We start from the raw sequence: 18311 nt of genomic DNA on the forward strand, positions 1-18311 counted from the left end.
TAAGATGAAAGAAGAAACGGGTTTCATTTTTTTTGGTCAAAAAATGAATGATTATTCATTCAATGTTCAAGGGGGATATCTCATGCACAAACACATTCGGAAGGCAGCCGTTTTAGGATCGGGGGTAATGGGTTCCGGGATTGCTGCGCATTTGGCTAATATCGGCATTCCTGTTCTGCTGCTTGATATTGTGCCGAACGATTTGACAAAGGAAGAGGAAAAAAAGGGGCTGACGAAGGACTGCCCGGAGGTGCGCAGCAGGCTGAGCCGGCAGGCGATGAAAAAACTGCTGAAACAAAAGCCCGCTCCTCTCACATCAGCGGAAAATACCTCCTATATCACACCTGGCAATCTGGAGGATGATGCAGCAAAGCTGAAAGAAGCAGATTGGATTATTGAGGTCGTTGTCGAAAACCTTGAAGTCAAAAAGCAAATATTCGCTCTTGTGGATGAACATCGAAAGCCTGGCAGCATCGTCTCAAGCAACACCTCCGGCATATCAGTACAGGAGATGGCTGAAGGACGGTCGGATGATTTTAAAGCCCATTTTCTCGGAACACACTTTTTTAATCCCGCTCGCTATTTAAAGCTGCTGGAGGTCATTCCGATTAAGGAAACGAACCCTGATATTTTAAAGTTTATGACAGCCTTCGGTGAAAATGTCCTTGGTAAAGGCGTCGTCACAGCAAAAGACACACCGAACTTTATCGCAAACCGCATTGGAACGTACGGGCTTCTCATCACAGTCCAAGAAATGCTGAAAGGCGGCTATCAGGTCGGGGAAGTCGATTCGGTCACAGGTCCGCTGATTGGCAGACCGAAAAGCGCGACCTTTAGAACGCTTGATGTTGTCGGACTCGATACATTCGCTCACGTTGCCCGAAATGTGTACGACAAAGCGGACGGAGACGAGAAAGAAGTATTCCGCCTGCCGGGTTTCATGAACAATATGCTGCAACAAGGGTGGATCGGAAGCAAGGCCGGCCAAGGCTTTTATAAAAAAGAAGGAAAAACGATTTATGAGCTTGACCCAGTGACGCTTACTTATGGCGAACGGACAAAAATGAAAACAGCGTCACTTGAAGCGGCAAAACAGGCAAAAGGAACAAAAGCCAAAATGAAAGCGCTTATTTACTCGGATGACAGAGCCGGCAGACTGCTGTGGAATATCACATCTCAAACGCTGCTTTACTCAGCCGAACTGCTTGGGGAGATTGCCGATGATATTCATGCGATTGACCAAGCCATGAAGTGGGGATTCGGCTGGGAGCTGGGCCCGTTCGAGATGTGGGACGCCATCGGTCTCAGGCAGTCGGCGGAAAAGCTTGAACAGCTTGGAGCAAAAATGCCTGACTGGATCAAAGACATGCTGGACAAAGGAAATGAAACCTTCTACATCAGAGAAAACGGAACGGTATTTTATTATGACCGCGGCGAATATAGAGCTGTGAAAGAAAACAAAAAACGAATTCATTTACAAACGCTCAAGGAAACAAACGGCGTGATTGCGAAAAACAGCGGAGCAAGCCTGATCGACCTTGGAGATGATGTGGCCCTCCTTGAGTTTCATTCAAAAAGCAATGCGATCGGCCTCGATATCATTCAAATGATCAACAAAGCATTAGAGGAAACAGAGCGGAACTACAAAGGCCTTGTCATCGGCAACCAAGGGAAAAATTTCTGCGTTGGCGCCAATCTTGGCATGATCTTAATGGAAGTTCAAGATGACAATTTTCTGGAAGTCGATTTCGTGATACGCCGTTTCCAGGAGACGATGATGAAGATCAAATACAGTGCGAAACCGGTTGTCGCCGCTCCATTTGGCATGACGCTCGGCGGAGGAACCGAAGTATGCCTGCCGGCGGCGCGCATTCAAGCAGCAAGCGAAACCTATATGGGGCTTGTGGAATCCGGCGTCGGACTCATCCCGGGCGGAGGAGGAAACAAAGAGCTGTACATCAACCATCTCCGCCGCGCACCTGATCCGATGAATGCGGCAATGAAAACATTTGAAACGATTGCGATGGCAAAAGTGTCCGCTTCCGCCCAAGAGGCTCGTGAGATGACCATCTTAAAAGAAGTGGATCCCATCAGCGTGAATCAGGACCACCTGCTGTACGATGCGAAGCAGCTTGCCGCATCTTTATACGATACAGGCTGGCGGCCGCCTGTAAAGGAAAAGGTCAAGGTGGCGGGAGAAACCGGTTATGCGGCACTCTTGCTTGGCGCGGAGCAAATGAGGCTGTCCGGTTATATATCAGAGCATGATTTCAAAATCGCGAAAAAACTCGCTTATGTCATTGCCGGTGGAAAAGTGCCGTTCGGTACAGAGGTTGATGAAGAATATTTATTGGAGATCGAGAGAGAAGCGTTTTTGAGTTTGGCAGGAGAGGCGAAATCTCAAGCGAGAATGCAGCATATGCTTGTGAAAGGTAAACCTTTACGGAATTAGGAGGGAGCTTATGAAAGAGGCAGTCATTGTGTCAGGTGCAAGAACACCGGTTGGGAAAGCAAAGAAAGGATCGTTGGCCACCGTTCGCCCGGATGATTTGGGAGCGATTTGCGTCAAAGAAACACTGAAACGGGCAGGCGGCTACGAAGGCAATATTGACGACTTGATTATCGGCTGTGCGACACCTGAAGCAGAACAGGGGCTTAATATGGCCAGAAATATCGGCGCGCTTGCGGGGCTGCCGTACACGGTCCCGGCGGTCACAGTCAATCGCTACTGCTCTTCAGGCCTTCAGACCATCGCATATGCGGCAGAAAAAATTATGCTCGGCGCCTACGATACAGCGATCGCCGGCGGGGCAGAATCGATGTCGCAGGTACCGATGATGGGGCATGTGACCCGTCCGAACCTCGCATTGGCAGAAAAGGCGCCGGAGTATTACATGAGCATGGGCCACACAGCCGAGCAGGTCGCGAAAAAATACGGCGTTTCCCGCGAGGATCAGGATGCGTTTGCCGTTCGCAGCCACCAGAACGCGGCCAAAGCCCTTGCAGAGGGGAAATTTAAAGATGAGATTGTGCCCGTCGAAGTGACGGTGACAGAAGTCGGAGACAATCATAAGCCGCGGGAAAAACAGTTTGTCTTTTCCAAAGATGAAGGCGTTCGCCCGAAAACGACGACAGACATTTTATCAACATTGCGCCCGGCTTTTTCCGTTGATGGAACGGTTACTGCGGGCAACTCCTCGCAGACGAGTGACGGAGCGGCGACAGTTATGCTGATGGATCGGGAAAAAGCGGATGCGCTGGGCTTGGCGCCGCTTGTGAAATTCCGTTCCTTTGCAGTAGGCGGCGTGCCTCCGGAAGTGATGGGCATCGGGCCGGTGGAAGCCATTCCGCGTGCTTTAAAGCTAGCCGGGCTTCAACTGCAGGACATCGGCTTGTTTGAACTGAACGAAGCTTTTGCATCACAAGCCATTCAAGTCATCAGAGAACTCGGCATTGACGAAGAAAAAGTGAATGTCAACGGGGGCGCAATCGCGCTTGGACACCCGCTTGGCTGTACGGGAACAAAGCTTACACTCTCACTGATTCATGAAATGAAACGGAGAAACGAGCAATTTGGAGTCGTCACAATGTGTATCGGCGGCGGGATGGGAGCGGCCGGTGTATTTGAATTATGCTAAAGGGGGAAAAATAAATGGCAAAAAAAGCGGCTGAAGTACAAAAAGGCGGCGGTTTCTTAATCGAGGATATCACATACGATCAAATGTATACACCGGAGGATTTCACTGACGAGCATAAAATGATTGCGAAAACAACAGAGGACTACATCGAGCAAGATGTGCTCCCTCATATAGATGACATCGAAAACCATCAATTCGAGCATTCCGTCAGGCTGTTAAAGAAAGCGGGCGAACTCGGACTTCTTGGCGCCGATGTGCCGGAGGAGTACGGAGGGCTCGGTCTTGATAAAATCAGCTCGGCACTCATCACTGAAAAATTTTCGCGTGCGGGAAGCTTTTCGCTTTCTTATGGCGCACATGTCGGCATTGGATCCTTGCCGATCGTCTTTTTCGGGTCAGAAGAACAAAAGAAAACATATTTGCCCGGGCTCGCTTCAGGCGAAAAGATCGCGGCTTATGCACTGACTGAGCCGGGCTCCGGATCTGATGCCCTTGGAGCAAAAACAACAGCCGTGCTGAATGAAGCGGGTACGCATTACGTGTTAAACGGGGAAAAACAGTGGATTACCAACTCTGCCTTTGCTGATGTATTTGTTGTTTACGCTAAGGTGGACGGCGAAAAGTTCTCAGCCTTTATTGTAGAAAAAGATTTCCCGGGTGTATCTACGGGTCCGGAAGAAAAGAAAATGGGGATCAAAGGGTCATCGACAAGAACCCTCCTTTTAGATCAAGCTGAAGTGCCAAAGGAAAACCTGCTTGGTGAAATCGGCAAAGGGCATGTTATCGCCTTTAATATTCTAAATATCGGCCGCTACAAGCTGGCGGTTGGTTCAATCGGCGCATCTAAGCGGGTGATCGAGCTGTCCGCGGCATACGCGAACCAGCGCCGCCAATTTAAAACGCCGATTGCGGGCTTTTCGCTGACACAGGAAAAAATCGCGACAATGGCATCAAGGCTGTACGCGATGGAAAGCTCTGTGTACAGAACCGTCGGGCTGTTTGAAGACAATATGAACCAGTTTACGGCCGAAGATCTCAAGGACGGCCGCCAAATTGCCAAGTCGATTGCCGAATATGCCATCGAATGCTCTCTTAATAAGGTATTCGGCTCCGAGACGCTTGATTATATCGTTGATGAAGGCGTGCAGATTCATGGAGGCTACGGTTTTATGCAGGAGTACGAAGTGGAAAGAGCCTATAGGGATTCAAGGATCAATCGGATTTTTGAAGGGACAAACGAAATCAACCGGTTAATCGTGCCAAGCACCTTCCTGAAAAAAGCGCTTAAAGGCGAACTGCCTCTATTTGAAAAAGCGCAAACGCTGCAGGAAGAACTCATGATGCTTATGCCTGAAGAGCCTGGCAGCGGCGTTTTAGAGCAGGAGAAATATATTGTCAAACAAGCTAAAAAAATCGCGCTGTTCGCCGCCGGTCTCGCCGCGCAAAAATACGGGAAAGCCATCGATCGCGAACAGGAAATTCTCGTCAACGTCGCGGACATCGTCAACAATGTGTACGCAATGGAGTCAGCCGTGCTGAGAACGGAAAAGGCCATTGCCGCGCAAGGCGGAGAAAAAGCGGCGCAAAAGGTGCTGTATACTGAAATTTTCGTTCAGGAGGCCTTTAACGAAATTGAAGCGCACGCGAAGGAATCCCTCATCGCAATGGAAGAAGGAGATTCACTCCGCATGATGCTTTCCGCTCTGCGCAAGCTGACGCGGGTAACCCCTAAAGACGTGATTCAGAAAAAACGCGAAGCGGCAGCGGGCGTTTTTGAGGCTGAAAAATATATTGTTTGATCGGCGAAGAGCTCCGCATGCGCGGAGCTCTTTTTAAGAAGCACTGTTTTAGGTTTTTAAAACAAACTGTGTTAAAATAACCTCGATTATTTTATTGAGGGGGAAGAAGATGTCGTTAACTTTTTACTGGTACCCTAAATGCGGAACGTGCCGCAAAGCAAAGAAATGGCTTGAAGAGCATGGAAAAGAAATCAACGAAATACATATTGCAGAGCAGCCTCCAAGCAAAGAAGAACTAAAAGCGCTTTATGAAAAAAGCGGGCTGGATCTCAAGAAATTTTTCAACACGAGCGGCATGAAATACCGCGAGCTCAATCTCAAGGAAAAGCTGTATCACATGTCGGAGGACGAACAGCTTGAACTGCTGGCTTCAGACGGAATGCTGATCAAACGACCGCTTACAACAGACGGCGAAAAAGTGACAGTCGGTTTTAAAGAAGACCAATTTGAAGAAAACTGGGCTTAATGTCAATTTTTTTTGAAAAGTATGGTATCTTCTTATTATAGTGCTGTAAAAAATGGAGGGATTCAATTGAGCATACCTAAAGATTTGCGTTACTCAGGAGAACACGAGTGGGTAAAAGTTGAAGGAGAAAAAGCCAGAATCGGGATTACGCATTTTGCCCAGTCCGAGCTAGGCGATATCGTGTTTGTCGAACTTCCTGAAGTGGGCGCTGAAATCAAAGCGGACGAGCCATTCGGCAGTGTTGAATCCGTTAAAACGGTATCTGAGCTTTATGCGCCGATTAACGGAACTGTTGTGGAAATTAACGAAGATCTTGATGACAGTCCGGAATTCGTAAACGAATCTCCGTACGAAAAAGCATGGATGATCGTCGTTGAGCCGTCTGACGCTTCTGAAATTGAAAAACTGATGACAGCAGAGCAATACGAAGAGATGACACAGGAAGACTAAAGAGGATAGCTGTAAAGGCAATTGGACACGCTAACGTTATGGGAGGTGTCCAATATGGCTTTCAGCAAACAAAAGCTCGATGTCACCAATGATGTGACAGGCCGCTTTCAACATGGCCAGCTCTCGTTATATCATGAAAATGAGAGGATCGGCCAAATGACAAGCATGAATGAATATGAGCTTAAGTCCGGTTATTCCTTTGAAAATGAGAAATTTTATAAGACAGCCGATGTGGTCTCGGGAAACGACGCAAAATATGTGGATTGTGACTACGAAAACGGCTGGTGTTAATGTTGGCGGTGAATTTCACTGCCTTCTTTTACAATCTGAACGTTTCAAATTTGACGCGGCAGGTGAAGAAAATGAAGATGGAAGAGCTGGAAAAGGTTATGATTGTGGAAGGGAAATCAGATAAAGAGAAAATCGAAAGCGTCCTGGATGAACCGGTGCGCATTATCTGCACAAACGGAACAATCAGCCAGCTGAGGCTTGAGGAATTGGCTGACGAGCTTTATGATAAAGACGTCTTTATATTAGTGGATGCTGACGAATCAGGCGAGAAATTGAGAAAACAGCTGAAAAGAGAATTTAACGAAGCCTGCCATCTGCATATCGACAGAGCCTATAAAGAAGTGGCGGCTGCGCCCAGACACCACGTCGCCTCTATATTGCTGCGCGCGAATCTGAATGTCCATACTATTTTTCTTGAAAGAAAGTCCCGAGGTGTATAGCATGAAAGAACTCCAGGAACACGAGCTTGAGCACATTGCTGATGATGTGTATCTTCTGTATTTATATACTCCGTTTTGCGGCACTTGCCAGCTTGCAAGCAAAATGCTGACAGTGGTGAAAGAAATGCTGCCTGATGTCGCCTTCTATCAAAACAATGTCAATTACTCTCCGACATTCGCAAAAGCGTATCAAATTGAAAGCGTCCCTTGTTTTCTGCTGTTTAAAGGAGGAAAAATGGTTGAGAGAGGATATGCGTTTCATTCCGTTTCTTATTTATATGAGCTGATCAAACAAAAATCATCTTCCGCATCCCATTTATGACATATTTCTCAGCGCCTTCCAATGAAATTGTCGTTCGTTTTATAAAGGGGTTCGTGCGCCAGAGAGAGAAATGTCTATGTATGACCAACAAATAGGAGGTTGTACATATGGAGAAAGCGGAAGTTTTGGAAGATGAGTATCAGCATCTGTTTTTAAAACCCCTTTTGAGCGCTTCAACATTGCTTATTACCTTCCAAGGAGAAACAGAAGCCTTAACCGTCTCAATAAACGAACAGGGAGAAATGAAAAAAATTTCTCCGCGCCAACCGTCCAACCTGACCTTTTACGGAAACCAATCCGAAATCATTCATTTATTGCACGGAGACATTTCCCTTCAGCATCTGATTCAGAGTGGCAGCCTAAAAGTAAAGGGGTCCTTCAGAGCCCTGTTAAAGCTGGAAGCGATTCTCTGGCTGACGAATGGTTTTTTTCAGAGGATTGTGAAGAATTGAAAAATAGCAAATTATTATAATAGTAAAAGTTGACATCATTTATTTTATTGACATGCAAACATCCGCCATGCTATTCTACATTAAGAATTTCCGGACGAAAAAGACTATATATTTCTCTTATCAAGAGAGGTGGAGGGAAGTGCCCTATGAAGCCCGGCAACCATCAACACTGTTGAAATGGTGCCAATTCACACGAAGCGTTCAGCTTTGAAAGATGAGAGAAAGGCATTTTATATAAGCCTTTCTGCTCAAGTGTGCAGAAAGGTTTTTCTTTTGCAGAAAACCCCGGAAGATTTCTTAGAATAGTGTTAAGGCAGGTGATTGCTTTGATCAATCTTCAAGATGTTTCAAAAGTGTATAAGTCGAAACATGGAGATGTCAATGCTGTCCAAAATGTCTCGCTTTCCATTAAAAAAGGTGAGATTTTTGGAATTATAGGATATAGCGGAGCTGGTAAAAGTTCCTTAATCCGTCTGCTGAACGGCCTTGAGAAACCAACCTCAGGAACCGTGGAAGTGGCGGGAACCAAGATTAATGAAGTAAACGGGCGCGGGTTAAGAAACGCACGCCATGACATCAGCATGATTTTCCAGCACTTCAATTTGCTATGGTCGCGGACCGTCAGAGATAATATCATGTTTCCTCTGGAAATTGCCGGGGTGAAAAAGAGCGAGCGTATCAAGCGCGCCAATGAACTTATTAAACTGGTAGGTTTAGAAGGAAAAGAAAAATCTTATCCGTCTCAGCTGAGCGGCGGACAAAAGCAGCGTGTCGGAATCGCCAGAGCGCTCGCAAACAATCCGAAGGTTCTCCTTTGTGATGAAGCGACATCAGCATTAGATCCGCAAACGACAGATTCAATTTTGGATCTATTGTCCGATATTAATGATAGACTCGGTTTGACAATTGTGCTGATCACGCACGAAATGCATGTGATCCGCAAAATCTGCAACAGAGTCGCTGTCATGGAAAACGGAAAGGTTGTGGAAGAAGGCGAAGTTCTCGATGTCTTCAAAAACCCGAAGGAAGACATGACAAAACGGTTTGTTCAGCAGGTGACAGAGCCGGAAGAAACGAAAGAAACGCTTCAGCACCTTCTTGATGAAACAGCATCAGGAAAAATGGTTCAGCTCACATTTGTTGGTGATTCGGCTGAACAGCCTCTGATTACAGAGATGATCAGAAACTTTAATGTCAGCGTCAATATTCTGCAAGGGAAAATCTCGCAGACGAAGGATGGAGCCTACGGTTCACTGTTTATCCATATTGACGGAGACGAGGAAGAAGTGCAAAACGTGATCCGGTTTATTAATGACAAACAGGTGAAAGCAGAGGTGATCACGAATGTTTGAAAAATACTTCCCGAACGTGGATTTAACAGAATTGTGGAACGCGACATATGAAACCCTTTATATGACGCTGATCTCTTTGCTGTTTGCTTTTGTCATCGGGGTGATTCTCGGCTTGCTGCTCTTTCTGACAAGTAAAGGGAGCCTCTGGCAGAATAAAACGATCAACTCTGTGATTGCGGCCGTTGTCAACATATTCAGGTCGATTCCGTTCCTTATTTTAATTATTTTACTGCTAGGATTTACGAAGTTTTTGGTCGGCACAATCTTAGGGCCAAACGCTGCATTGCCGGCGCTGGTTATCGGCTCGGCACCGTTTTACGCGCGCCTTGCTGAAATCGCGCTCCGTGAGGTGGATAAAGGTGTTATTGAAGCCGCTAAATCAATGGGAGCTAAGACGTCTACGATTATTTTCAAAGTGCTGCTTCCGGAATCTATGCCGGCTCTTATTTCTGGTATCACGGTTACGGCGATCGCATTGATCGGCTCAACGGCAATTGCCGGAGCCATCGGTTCAGGCGGTCTTGGAAACCTTGCGTACGTAGAAGGCTATCAGTCGAATAATACTGATGTGACCTTCGTTGCTACTGTGTTTATTTTAATCATCGTGTTTATTATTCAAATCATCGGTGATGTCATAACAAATATTATAGACAAACGATAAGGGAGGATTTACATTGAAAAAACTATTTTTAGGTGCATTACTGTTTGTATTTGCAGGAGTTATGGCTGCCTGCGGTTCGAATAACGCCGAATCCGGCAAGAAAGAAATTGTCGTTGCTGCGACAAAAACACCGCATGCGGAAATTTTAAAAGAAGCTGAACCACTGTTGAAAGAAAAAGGCTACACGCTGAAAGTGAAAGTGCTTAGTGATTACAAGATGTACAACAAAGCTTTAGCTGATAAAGAAGTGGATGCGAACTACTTCCAGCACATTCCTTACCTTGACCAAGAAATGAAAGAAAACACAGATTACAAACTTGTGAATGCCGGTGCTGTTCACTTAGAGCCATTCGGTATTTACTCTAAAAAATACAAGTCACTGAAAGACCTTCCAGACGGCGCGACCATTATCCTGACAAACAACGTCGCTGAACAAGGCCGTATGCTTGCAATGCTTGAAAATGCTGGATTAATCACACTTGATTCTAAAGTCGAAACAGTTGACGCAACATTGAAAGACATCAAGAAAAACCCGAAAAACCTTGAATTCAAAAAGGTAGCGCCTGAATTAACGGCAAAAGCATATGATAACAAAGAAGGAGACGCGGTCTTCATCAATGTAAACTATGCGATCCAAAGTAAATTAAATCCTAAAAAAGACGCGATTGAAGTGGAAGCAACGAAAAACAACCCATACGCTAACATCGTCGCAGTAAGAAAAGGCGAAGAAGATTCTGACAAAATTAAAGCGCTGATGGAAGTTCTTCACTCTAAAAAGATCAAAGACTTCATCGAGAAAAAATACGACGGAGCTGTGCTTCCTGTATCTGAATAAGACTGAAACCCCGGATGAGAAATCCGGGGTTCAATTATTGACAAAGCCATAAAACGATATTCGTTTTATGGCTTTGTCATCTTTTCAGCGTGATTGAAAACCCTTGAAGTCTAGGCTGAACGAGCATTGGAGCGGAGCGAATGTTGTAATTCGTGAGCACCAACGCGGAGGTCTGACAACGAATGCGAGGGTTTGTCGACACGGTGAAACCCCGGATGAGAAATCCGGGGTTTTTTTCGGGTATTTTCCTAAAAGCTGTTCATAATAAAAAGGAATGTTAAACAGATGGAGGGATTTTCTTTGAATCAAGACAGAGGAAGCATGCAGGACGCGCTCAAACAATATAAATTAGGTTTAGGCACATTTGAACAAAAGATGCCGCTGATGGGGAGAAAGTTCAACGAGTTTACTGAACAATGCTTTGCCGGAAACTCCCTGACTGAAAGAGAAAAACAGCTGATCGCCCTTGGAATCGCCATCAATGCACAGGATGAATATTGTATGATCTATCATACAAAAGGCTGTCTGGATGAGGGAGCGACAGAAGAGAATATTCTCGAAGCAGTCAGTGTGGCAGCGGCGTTTGGAGGCGGAGCGGCTCTTAGCCAGGGTGTGACAGTTGTCCAGCAGTGCATAGAGGAATTCGGAAACACCACGCATTAAGAGAAGGAATATTCCGAAAAACGATTCTCATTTGTTCTAAAAGGATGCTTTCGTCTCATCTGCCGCTATTTCAAGCCATATCCTTTTTGCGGCATCCATCAGAGCGCTGATACAATAGAAGCAAATAAATGAAGGGATTGATTCATTATTTGCAACAGCCAGGATAGACTGAACCTCGATTATACGTCAGAAATGGAAAAAGCGATGCAGCTGACTCACGGAATTGGATACGAGGAATACGGACGCCGGCTGGAAACAAGACTGAAAGTAGAGCGGCAGAGAGAGCTTGATTATGCAAAGAGCAAGCGGATTTCTGCGGGAGCTTATTGAGAAAATCAACCTTCTAAAAAAGGGTGGGAATCCACTCTTTTTCTTTTTCAATCGCTTTAATAAAGTGCTGATCTTTGTTAAACTTGAGAAATGTGCAAGGCATGATAAAAAGTTGTATTTACTTTTCATTTGTTATAAAATTAGAATGAGAATAAAATAAGAATAATGATTATATATTTTGGAGGTATAGATATGGCTGCTTCAACATTAACGATCAAAGATCTTCACGTTGAAATCGAAGGGAAAGAGATCTTAAAGGGTGTAAACCTTGAAATAAAAGGCGGAGAGTTCCACGCAGTAATGGGACCGAATGGAACTGGTAAATCCACTCTTTCAGCTGCTATTATGGGGCACCCTAAATATGAAGTAACAAAAGGCAGCATCACGCTTGACGGCAAAGATGTACTGGAGATGGAAGTGGACGAGCGCGCGCAGGCGGGTTTATTCCTTGCGATGCAGTACCCTAGTGAAATCAGCGGTGTGACAAATGCCGACTTCCTTCGTTCAGCAATCAACGCGCGCAGAGAAGAAGGCGATGAAATTTCTCTCATGAAATTCATCCGCAAAATGGACGAAAACATGGAGTTCCTTGAAATGGACCCTGAAATGGCTCAGCGCTACCTTAACGAAGGCTTCTCCGGCGGAGAGAAAAAACGCAACGAAATTCTTCAATTAATGATGATTGAACCGAGAATCGCCATCCTTGATGAAATCGACTCAGGTCTTGACATTGATGCTCTGAAAGTTGTATCTAAAGGGATCAACAAAATGCGCAGCGAAAACTTCGGTTGCCTGATGATCACGCACTATCAGCGCCTGTTAAACTACATCACTCCGGATGTTGTTCACGTTATGATGCAAGGCCGCGTTGTAAAATCCGGCGGTGCAGAGCTTGCACAGCGTCTCGAAGCAGAAGGTTATGACTGGATTAAACAAGAACTTGGTATTGAAGACGAAACTGTAGGCCAAGAAGCGTAAGCGTTAGGGGGATTAACATGACACTAGATACAAAACTATCCGTAGATCAGGAGTATCTCAAAAGCTTTTCCGAAAAGCATCAAGAACCTGCCTGGCTGAAAGACCTGCGCTTACAGGCTCTTGAACAAGCTGAGGATCTGCCGATGCCGAAGCCTGACAAAACAAAAATCACAAACTGGAACTTCACGAATTTTGCGAAGCATACAGTTGATAACGAACCGCTTTCTTCATTGGAAGATTTGACTGATGAAGTAAAAGCGCTGATCGATGTTGAAAACGAAGATAAAACATTATACGTACAGCGTGACCAGACGCCGGCATACCTTTCTCTTTCTCAAGAATTGAAAGACAAAGGCGTCATCTTCACTGATATTCTGACTGCCGCACGCGAGCACAGCGACTTGGTGGAGAAATACTTTATGAAGGACGGCGTGAAGGTTGATGAGCATAAATTAACTGCGCTTCACGCGGCTCTTGTTAACGGAGGAGCATTCCTTTATGTTCCGAAAAATGTCCAGGTGGAGACGCCGGTTCAGGCTGTTTATGTCCACGAAAGCAACGATACGGCTCTCTTCAACCATGTGCTGATTGTGGCTGAAGATCACAGCTCTGTAACGTATGTTGAAAACTACATCAGCACTGTAAACCCGAAAGACGCTGTCTTCAATATGATCAGTGAGGTCATCACAGGTGATAATGCCAGCGTGACATACGGTGCGGTGGATAATCTGTCCAGCGGTGTGACAACTTATGTTAACCGCCGCGGTGCTGCGCGCGGGCGCGACAGCAAAATTGAGTGGGCTCTCGGCCTTATGAACGACGGCGACACGATCTCCGAAAACACAACAAACCTTTACGGTGACGGCACATACGGCGATACAAAAACGGTTGTTGTCGGTAGAGGAGAGCAAACACAAAACTTTACAACACAAATTATCCATTTCGGTAAAGCTTCAGAAGGATATATCTTAAAGCACGGTGTGATGAAGGATTCCGCTTCTTCTATCTTTAACGGAATCGGCAAAATCGAACATGGCGCTTCTAAAGCGAATGCGGAGCAAGAATCACGTGTGCTGATGCTCAGTGAAAAAGCACGCGGAGACGCAAACCCTATTCTTTTAATTGACGAAGACGATGTAACTGCAGGACATGCGGCATCTGTCGGCCGTGTGGACCCTATTCAGCTTTACTACCTGATGAGCCGCGGAATTGCGAAAGAAGAAGCAGAACGTTTAGTCATCTACGGATTCCTTGCGCCGGTAGTAAACGAACTTCCGATTGAGGGCGTTAAGAAACAATTGGTTTCTGTTATCGAAAGGAAAGTAAAGTAATGAATATCACGGATATTCGTGAACAGTTCCCGATCCTTCATCAGCAAGTGAACGGACATGATCTCGTTTATCTCGACAGCGCGGCGACTTCCCAGAAGCCGCGTGCTGTCATTGAAACACTGGATAAGTATTATAATCAATACAATTCCAATGTTCACCGGGGCGTCCATACACTTGGAACCAGAGCGACAGACGGTTATGAAGGAGCGCGTGAAAAAGTCCGCAAGTTTATTAACGCGAAGTCAATGGCTGAGATTATTTTCACAAAAGGCACGACCACAGCACTGAATATGGTGGCGTTAAGCTATGCGCGCGCCAACCTGAAACCGGGTGATGAAGTGGTCATCACCTACATGGAGCATCATGCGAATATCATTCCGTGGCAGCAGGCTGTCAAAGCGACTGGCGCCACATTAAAATATATTCCGCTGCAGGAAGACGGAACGATTTCTTTGGATGACGTAAGAACGACGGTCACAAGCAATACAAAGATTGTTGCAGTGTCCCATGTATCTAACGTCCTCGGTACGATCAACCCGATTAAAGACATGGCGAAAATCGCTCATGACAATGGGGCTGTTATTGTGGTGGACGGTGCGCAAAGCACGCCTCACATGAAAATTGACGTGCAGGATCTCGATTGCGACTTCTTTGCGCTTTCTTCCCATAAAATGTGCGGACCTACCGGTATTGGTGTGCTGTACGGAAAGAAAGCCCTGCTGGAAAACATGGAGCCTGCCGAATTCGGCGGTGAAATGATCGACTTTGTCGGGCTTTATGAATCAACTTGGAAAGAGCTTCCGTGGAAATTCGAAGCGGGTACGCCGATTATTGCAGGAGCAATCGGCCTTGGCGCCGCCATTGATTTTCTCGAGGAAATCGGTCTCGATGAGATTTCCCGCCACGAGCACAAGCTTGCAGCTTATGCGCTTGAACGCTTCCGCCAGCTTGACGGCGTAACGGTTTACGGGCCGGAAGAGCGTGCAGGGCTTGTCACATTTAATCTTGATGATGTTCACCCTCATGATGTGGCAACCGTACTTGATGCGGAAGGGATCGCTGTCAGAGCGGGCCATCACTGCGCGCAGCCGCTGATGAAATGGCTGGATGTAACTGCTACTGCAAGAGCAAGCTTTTATCTGTATAATACAGAGGAAGAGATTGATAAGCTTGTGGAAGCTCTTCAAAAGACAAAGGAGTATTTTACAAATGTCTTTTAATGCAAACTTAGATACATTGTACAGACAGGTGATTATGGATCATTACAAAAACCCGCGCAACAAAGGGGTTTTGAATGACAGCATCGTCGTGGATATGAACAATCCGACATGCGGCGACCGAATCAGGCTGACAATGAAGCTTGACGGAGACATCGTGGAAGATGCGAAATTTGAAGGGGAAGGCTGTTCCATTTCAATGGCATCCGCTTCGATGATGACTCAGGCGATTAAAGGGAAAGATATCGAAACAGCCCTTTCCATGTCTAAGATTTTCTCGGATATGATGCAAGGGAATGAATATGATGATTCTATAGATCTCGGGGATATTGAAGCTCTTCAAGGCGTTTCAAAATTCCCGGCCCGTATCAAATGTGCAACCCTGTCATGGAAAGCACTTGAAAAAGGAGTCGCAAAAGAAGAAGGCGGCAATTAAAAGGATTGGAGTGAAAATGGATGGCTAAAAAAATGCCTGATATTGGTGAATACAAGTATGGTTTTCACGACAAGGACGTTTCCATTTTCCGTTCAGAGCGCGGATTGACAAAAGAAATCGTAGAAGAAATTTCTCGCATGAAAGAAGAGCCTCAATGGATGCTTGATTTCCGCTTGAAATCACTTGAGCATTTCTACAACATGCCGATGCCTCAATGGGGCGGAGATTTAAACTCACTGAACTTTGACGAAATTACGTACTACGTAAAACCGTCTGAGCGTTCAGAGCGTTCTTGGGATGAAGTGCCTGACGAAATTAAGCAAACATTCGACAAGCTTGGTATTCCTGAAGCTGAACAAAAATACCTTGCGGGTGTTTCTGCTCAGTACGAATCTGAGGTTGTATACCACAATATGAAAGAAGATCTTGAAGCGCAGGGCATCGTCTTTAAAGACACTGACAGCGCGTTGAAAGAAAACGAAGATATCTTCCGTGAGCACTGGGCAAAAGTGATCCCGCCGACTGATAACAAGTTTGCGGCGCTTAACTCAGCTGTTTGGTCCGGCGGATCTTTCATCTACGTGCCTAAAGGCGTGAAGGTTGAAACACCGCTTCAAGCTTACTTCCGTATCAACTCTGAAAACATGGGACAGTTCGAACGTACGCTGATCATCGTCGACGAAGAAGCAAGCGTTCATTATGTTGAAGGCTGTACTGCGCCTGTCTACACAACAAACTCACTTCACAGTGCGGTTGTTGAGATCATCGTGAAAAAAGGCGGCTACTGCCGTTATACAACGATCCAAAACTGGGCGAACAATGTTTACAACCTTGTAACGAAGCGTACGGTCTGTGAAGAAAACGCAACAATGGAATGGATCGACGGCAACATCGGTTCTAAACTGACAATGAAATATCCGGCTTGTATCCTAAAAGGCGAAGGCGCGCGCGGTATGACGCTTTCTATCGCTCTTGCGGGTAAAGGCCAGCATCAGGATGCGGGTGCTAAAATGGTTCACCTTGCACCAAACACATCATCCACAATCGTATCAAAATCGATTTCAAAACAAGGCGGAAAAGTAACATACCGCGGAATCGTCCACTTCGGACGCAAAGCGGAAGGCGCCCGTTCTAACATCGAGTGCGATACGCTCATTATGGATAACAAATCAACTTCTGACACCATTCCTTACAATGAAATCTTAAATGATAACATTTCATTGGAGCACGAAGCGAAAGTGTCTAAAGTATCTGAAGAGCAGCTCTTCTACTTGATGAGCCGCGGCATTTCCGAAGAAGAAGCGACAGAAATGATCGTCATGGGCTTCATCGAGCCATTCACAAAAGAGCTTCCAATGGAATACGCAGTTGAAATGAACCGTTTGATTAAGTTCGAAATGGAAGGTTCAATCGGTTAATATCAAGAAAACCTTTATATATTGCTGGTTTGAGGGGATTTTATATCGTGCCAACTTGGTGGCGTGCCAAATTCGTGCCAAGTTGACCTTATCTTTTAGTATAGGAGGCGAACTTTTGAAGTTCGTCTTCTTCTATTTTTTTTGTGATATCAAGATAAATGTCACCTGTTGTTTTGATGGTTTGTGCCCCAAACGATTTGATACATATTTTAGGCTTACACCTGATTCAAGCAGTACAGCGTGTGTATGTCTAAACACATGTGTGCCTTTATATTCAACCCTGACTTTTTCACAATAATCCTGCATTGTTTCATGGATGATAGAAGGTGTTAAATAATGACCGTTATAATTTTGAAAGATAATGCCATCTTCATTTTTTCGGAACCGTGGATTCCCTAATATCAATTCATTTTGCTTCACCTTGAACTTCTTTAATTCACGTATAACGTCAGCTTCAATTTTGATTGTGCGATAAGATGAAGCATTTTTTAAAGTTGTTAGTTTTACTTTATTATTATCATCACGGCTTGTTTGTTGATGCTTATTTTATCAGCCTCAATATCGTCCCATCTTAGGATATCCTCAAGCCGGTTTTGCTTAAAAAGAGCATTAACATGTAATAAAGCTGATATTCCAGAAAACGCTGATGCTTATATGCTTTCTAAAATCCAATAACTGATTTAATTCCTGAAGATTGAAATATTTCACTTTTTCTTTTTTAATAGCAACATCATCTTGTACAGGAATCTTTAACTTATCAGCAGGATTTTTTTCAAGCACTTCAAGCTCATGAACAGCGTGATGTAAAATACTTTTCATAACTGAAAGATATTTCAACCTTGATCCAAATGAGTATTTTTCTTTTCCGTTTTCATGTAGTTCACCGAAAGTTGCAATCCATCTTTTTATTTCAGTTCTTTCTAAAGTCATAATTTTTTTATCTCCAAAAGTGGGCATGATGTGATTTCTAACAATCACTTCAAGCTGAATAAATGTTGATTCCTTTACATTTGCTTTTTTATACTCAAGCCAATTTTTCACAGCCTCATCAAAAAGCATATTTCGATCATTTATTGTTTGCCCGTAATATTTTCTTTCTTCAACTTTTGCTGCTTCTATTTCTGCTTCCTTTTTTGTTCTGAATGTGCCAAGGCTTACTAATTTTCCATCCTTGGGAACACGTGCTTGCCATTTGCCGCTAGCAAGCTTTCTGAAGTTTGCCATGCTGCCTT

21 protein-coding genes and 1 riboswitch are annotated in these 18311 nt (G+C 45.0%); of the genes, 19 read left to right on the plus strand and 2 right to left on the minus strand.

All coding sequences use genetic code 11. The features are described 5' to 3' along the window. Nucleotides 1-82: 82 nt before the first annotated feature. The 19 genes from ACMX2I_RS04835 (at nucleotide 83) to sufB (ending at nucleotide 17079) form a co-directional block, all read left to right on the plus strand. A complete protein-coding gene (locus tag ACMX2I_RS04835) occupies nucleotides 83-2452 on the plus strand; it encodes a 3-hydroxyacyl-CoA dehydrogenase NAD-binding domain-containing protein (RefSeq protein WP_414956334.1) in 2370 nt (789 codons plus the stop codon). 10 nt (nucleotides 2453-2462) lie between these two features. Further along, entirely contained in the window at nucleotides 2463-3638 is a 1176-nt protein-coding gene (locus tag ACMX2I_RS04840) for an acetyl-CoA C-acetyltransferase (RefSeq protein WP_414956335.1), read from the plus strand. A 14-nt stretch (nucleotides 3639-3652) separates the two neighbouring features. Further along, nucleotides 3653-5437 carry an acyl-CoA dehydrogenase FadE gene (gene fadE, locus ACMX2I_RS04845; protein WP_414956336.1) on the plus strand — a complete coding sequence of 595 codons (1785 nt, stop codon included), beginning with the start codon at nucleotides 3653-3655 and terminating at the stop codon, nucleotides 5435-5437. A gap of 109 nt (nucleotides 5438-5546) precedes the next feature. Further along, complete coding sequence (locus tag ACMX2I_RS04850; protein WP_003222779.1) at nucleotides 5547-5903, plus strand: arsenate reductase family protein; 357 nt, start codon at nucleotides 5547-5549, stop codon at nucleotides 5901-5903. A gap of 66 nt (nucleotides 5904-5969) precedes the next feature. Next, the gene (gene gcvH, locus ACMX2I_RS04855; RefSeq protein WP_010330011.1) at nucleotides 5970-6353 is read left to right on the plus strand and encodes a glycine cleavage system protein GcvH; all 384 of its coding nucleotides are present in this window, start codon (nucleotides 5970-5972) and stop codon (nucleotides 6351-6353) included. A gap of 54 nt (nucleotides 6354-6407) precedes the next feature. Beyond that, nucleotides 6408-6644, plus strand: coding sequence for a YusG family protein (locus ACMX2I_RS04860; protein ID WP_414956337.1), 237 nt, complete (start codon nucleotides 6408-6410; stop codon nucleotides 6642-6644). A gap of 77 nt (nucleotides 6645-6721) precedes the next feature. Next, nucleotides 6722-7084: a toprim domain-containing protein gene (locus tag ACMX2I_RS04865; RefSeq protein ID WP_414958292.1), complete on the plus strand. Its 363-nt coding sequence runs from the start codon at nucleotides 6722-6724 to the stop codon at nucleotides 7082-7084. A 1-nt stretch (nucleotide 7085) separates the two neighbouring features. Next, nucleotides 7086-7406: a thioredoxin family protein gene (locus ACMX2I_RS04870; RefSeq protein WP_148964049.1), complete on the plus strand. Its 321-nt coding sequence runs from the start codon at nucleotides 7086-7088 to the stop codon at nucleotides 7404-7406. A 107-nt stretch (nucleotides 7407-7513) separates the two neighbouring features. Continuing rightward, nucleotides 7514-7858, plus strand: coding sequence for an SCP2 sterol-binding domain-containing protein (locus tag ACMX2I_RS04875; RefSeq protein WP_414956338.1), 345 nt, complete (start codon nucleotides 7514-7516; stop codon nucleotides 7856-7858). 114 nt (nucleotides 7859-7972) lie between these two features. Continuing rightward, nucleotides 7973-8079, plus strand: a riboswitch (SAM riboswitch). Between the two features lie 105 nt (nucleotides 8080-8184). After that, nucleotides 8185-9210: a methionine ABC transporter ATP-binding protein MetN gene (gene metN, locus ACMX2I_RS04880; RefSeq protein WP_414956339.1), complete on the plus strand. Its 1026-nt coding sequence runs from the start codon at nucleotides 8185-8187 to the stop codon at nucleotides 9208-9210. Next, a complete protein-coding gene (gene metP, locus ACMX2I_RS04885) occupies nucleotides 9203-9871 on the plus strand; it encodes a methionine ABC transporter permease MetP (protein ID WP_087991070.1) in 669 nt (222 codons plus the stop codon). Before metN ends, metP begins: the two co-directional genes overlap by 8 nt. Nucleotides 9872-9884: 13 nt before the next feature. After that, nucleotides 9885-10706, plus strand: a complete 822-nt coding sequence (gene metQ, locus ACMX2I_RS04890) for a methionine ABC transporter substrate-binding lipoprotein MetQ (RefSeq protein WP_414956340.1) — start codon at nucleotides 9885-9887, stop codon at nucleotides 10704-10706. Nucleotides 10707-10991: 285 nt separating this feature from the next. Further along, nucleotides 10992-11369 carry a carboxymuconolactone decarboxylase family protein gene (locus ACMX2I_RS04895; RefSeq protein ID WP_003222796.1) on the plus strand — a complete coding sequence of 126 codons (378 nt, stop codon included), beginning with the start codon at nucleotides 10992-10994 and terminating at the stop codon, nucleotides 11367-11369. A gap of 192 nt (nucleotides 11370-11561) precedes the next feature. Beyond that, nucleotides 11562-11699 (plus strand): hypothetical protein, encoded by a 138-nt coding sequence (locus tag ACMX2I_RS04900; RefSeq protein ID WP_087991068.1) that lies wholly within the window; start codon nucleotides 11562-11564, stop codon nucleotides 11697-11699. 192 nt (nucleotides 11700-11891) lie between these two features. Further along, on the plus strand, nucleotides 11892-12677 hold the full coding sequence (gene sufC, locus ACMX2I_RS04905) for a Fe-S cluster assembly ATPase SufC (protein ID WP_174228592.1): 786 nt from the start codon (nucleotides 11892-11894) through the stop codon (nucleotides 12675-12677). A gap of 17 nt (nucleotides 12678-12694) precedes the next feature. After that, entirely contained in the window at nucleotides 12695-14008 is a 1314-nt protein-coding gene (gene sufD, locus ACMX2I_RS04910; RefSeq protein WP_394716375.1) for a Fe-S cluster assembly protein SufD, read from the plus strand. Further along, entirely contained in the window at nucleotides 14008-15228 is a 1221-nt protein-coding gene (sufS, locus tag ACMX2I_RS04915; protein ID WP_289348082.1) for a cysteine desulfurase SufS, read from the plus strand. The genes sufD and sufS overlap by 1 nt, the downstream gene beginning before the upstream one ends. After that, on the plus strand, nucleotides 15218-15661 hold the full coding sequence (gene sufU / locus ACMX2I_RS04920; protein WP_019715645.1) for a Fe-S cluster assembly sulfur transfer protein SufU: 444 nt from the start codon (nucleotides 15218-15220) through the stop codon (nucleotides 15659-15661). The genes sufS and sufU overlap by 11 nt, the downstream gene beginning before the upstream one ends. Nucleotides 15662-15681: 20 nt before the next feature. After that, nucleotides 15682-17079, plus strand: a complete 1398-nt coding sequence (sufB, locus tag ACMX2I_RS04925; RefSeq protein WP_087991063.1) for a Fe-S cluster assembly protein SufB — start codon at nucleotides 15682-15684, stop codon at nucleotides 17077-17079. A gap of 132 nt (nucleotides 17080-17211) precedes the next feature. On the opposite strand, the gene ACMX2I_RS04930 is transcribed toward sufB, so the two are convergent. Together ACMX2I_RS04930 and ACMX2I_RS04935 are read right to left on the minus strand one after the other, a co-directional pair. Then, on the minus strand, nucleotides 17212-17544 hold the full coding sequence (locus ACMX2I_RS04930) for a hypothetical protein (RefSeq protein WP_414958293.1): 333 nt from the start codon (nucleotides 17542-17544) through the stop codon (nucleotides 17212-17214). Between the two features lie 144 nt (nucleotides 17545-17688). Further along, a complete protein-coding gene (locus ACMX2I_RS04935; RefSeq protein WP_414956341.1) occupies nucleotides 17689-18303 on the minus strand; it encodes a hypothetical protein in 615 nt (204 codons plus the stop codon). Nucleotides 18304-18311 lie beyond the last annotated feature (8 nt).

Origin of the sequence: Bacillus sp. SW14, assembly GCF_047608225.1 — a bacterium.
GTDB lineage: Bacteria > Bacillota > Bacilli > Bacillales > Bacillaceae > Bacillus > Bacillus subtilis_G.

Excerpts from the sequence above, each read along its gene's own strand:
- ACMX2I_RS04895 (WP_003222796.1), top strand. The coding sequence starts at position 10,992 with ATGGAGGGATTTTCTTTGAATCAAGACAGAGGAAGCATGCAGGACGCG.
- ACMX2I_RS04875 (WP_414956338.1), top strand. The coding sequence starts at position 7,514 with ATGGAGAAAGCGGAAGTTTTGGAAGATGAGTATCAGCATCTGTTTTTA.
- ACMX2I_RS04865 (WP_414958292.1), top strand. The coding sequence starts at position 6,722 with ATGGAAGAGCTGGAAAAGGTTATGATTGTGGAAGGGAAATCAGATAAA.
- sufD (WP_394716375.1), top strand. The coding sequence starts at position 12,695 with ATGACACTAGATACAAAACTATCCGTAGATCAGGAGTATCTCAAAAGC.
- sufS (WP_289348082.1), top strand. The coding sequence starts at position 14,008 with ATGAATATCACGGATATTCGTGAACAGTTCCCGATCCTTCATCAGCAA.
- ACMX2I_RS04835 (WP_414956334.1), top strand. The coding sequence starts at position 83 with ATGCACAAACACATTCGGAAGGCAGCCGTTTTAGGATCGGGGGTAATG.
- ACMX2I_RS04840 (WP_414956335.1), top strand. The coding sequence starts at position 2,463 with ATGAAAGAGGCAGTCATTGTGTCAGGTGCAAGAACACCGGTTGGGAAA.
- ACMX2I_RS04900 (WP_087991068.1), top strand. The coding sequence starts at position 11,562 with ATGGAAAAAGCGATGCAGCTGACTCACGGAATTGGATACGAGGAATAC.
- sufB (WP_087991063.1), top strand. The coding sequence starts at position 15,682 with ATGGCTAAAAAAATGCCTGATATTGGTGAATACAAGTATGGTTTTCAC.
- ACMX2I_RS04935 (WP_414956341.1), bottom strand. The coding sequence starts at position 18,303 with ATGGCAAACTTCAGAAAGCTTGCTAGCGGCAAATGGCAAGCACGTGTT.
- fadE (WP_414956336.1), top strand. The coding sequence starts at position 3,653 with ATGGCAAAAAAAGCGGCTGAAGTACAAAAAGGCGGCGGTTTCTTAATC.
- metP (WP_087991070.1), top strand. The coding sequence starts at position 9,203 with ATGTTTGAAAAATACTTCCCGAACGTGGATTTAACAGAATTGTGGAAC.
- ACMX2I_RS04850 (WP_003222779.1), top strand. The coding sequence starts at position 5,547 with ATGTCGTTAACTTTTTACTGGTACCCTAAATGCGGAACGTGCCGCAAA.
- ACMX2I_RS04870 (WP_148964049.1), top strand. The coding sequence starts at position 7,086 with ATGAAAGAACTCCAGGAACACGAGCTTGAGCACATTGCTGATGATGTG.
- sufC (WP_174228592.1), top strand. The coding sequence starts at position 11,892 with ATGGCTGCTTCAACATTAACGATCAAAGATCTTCACGTTGAAATCGAA.
- sufU (WP_019715645.1), top strand. The coding sequence starts at position 15,218 with ATGTCTTTTAATGCAAACTTAGATACATTGTACAGACAGGTGATTATG.
- ACMX2I_RS04860 (WP_414956337.1), top strand. The coding sequence starts at position 6,408 with ATGGCTTTCAGCAAACAAAAGCTCGATGTCACCAATGATGTGACAGGC.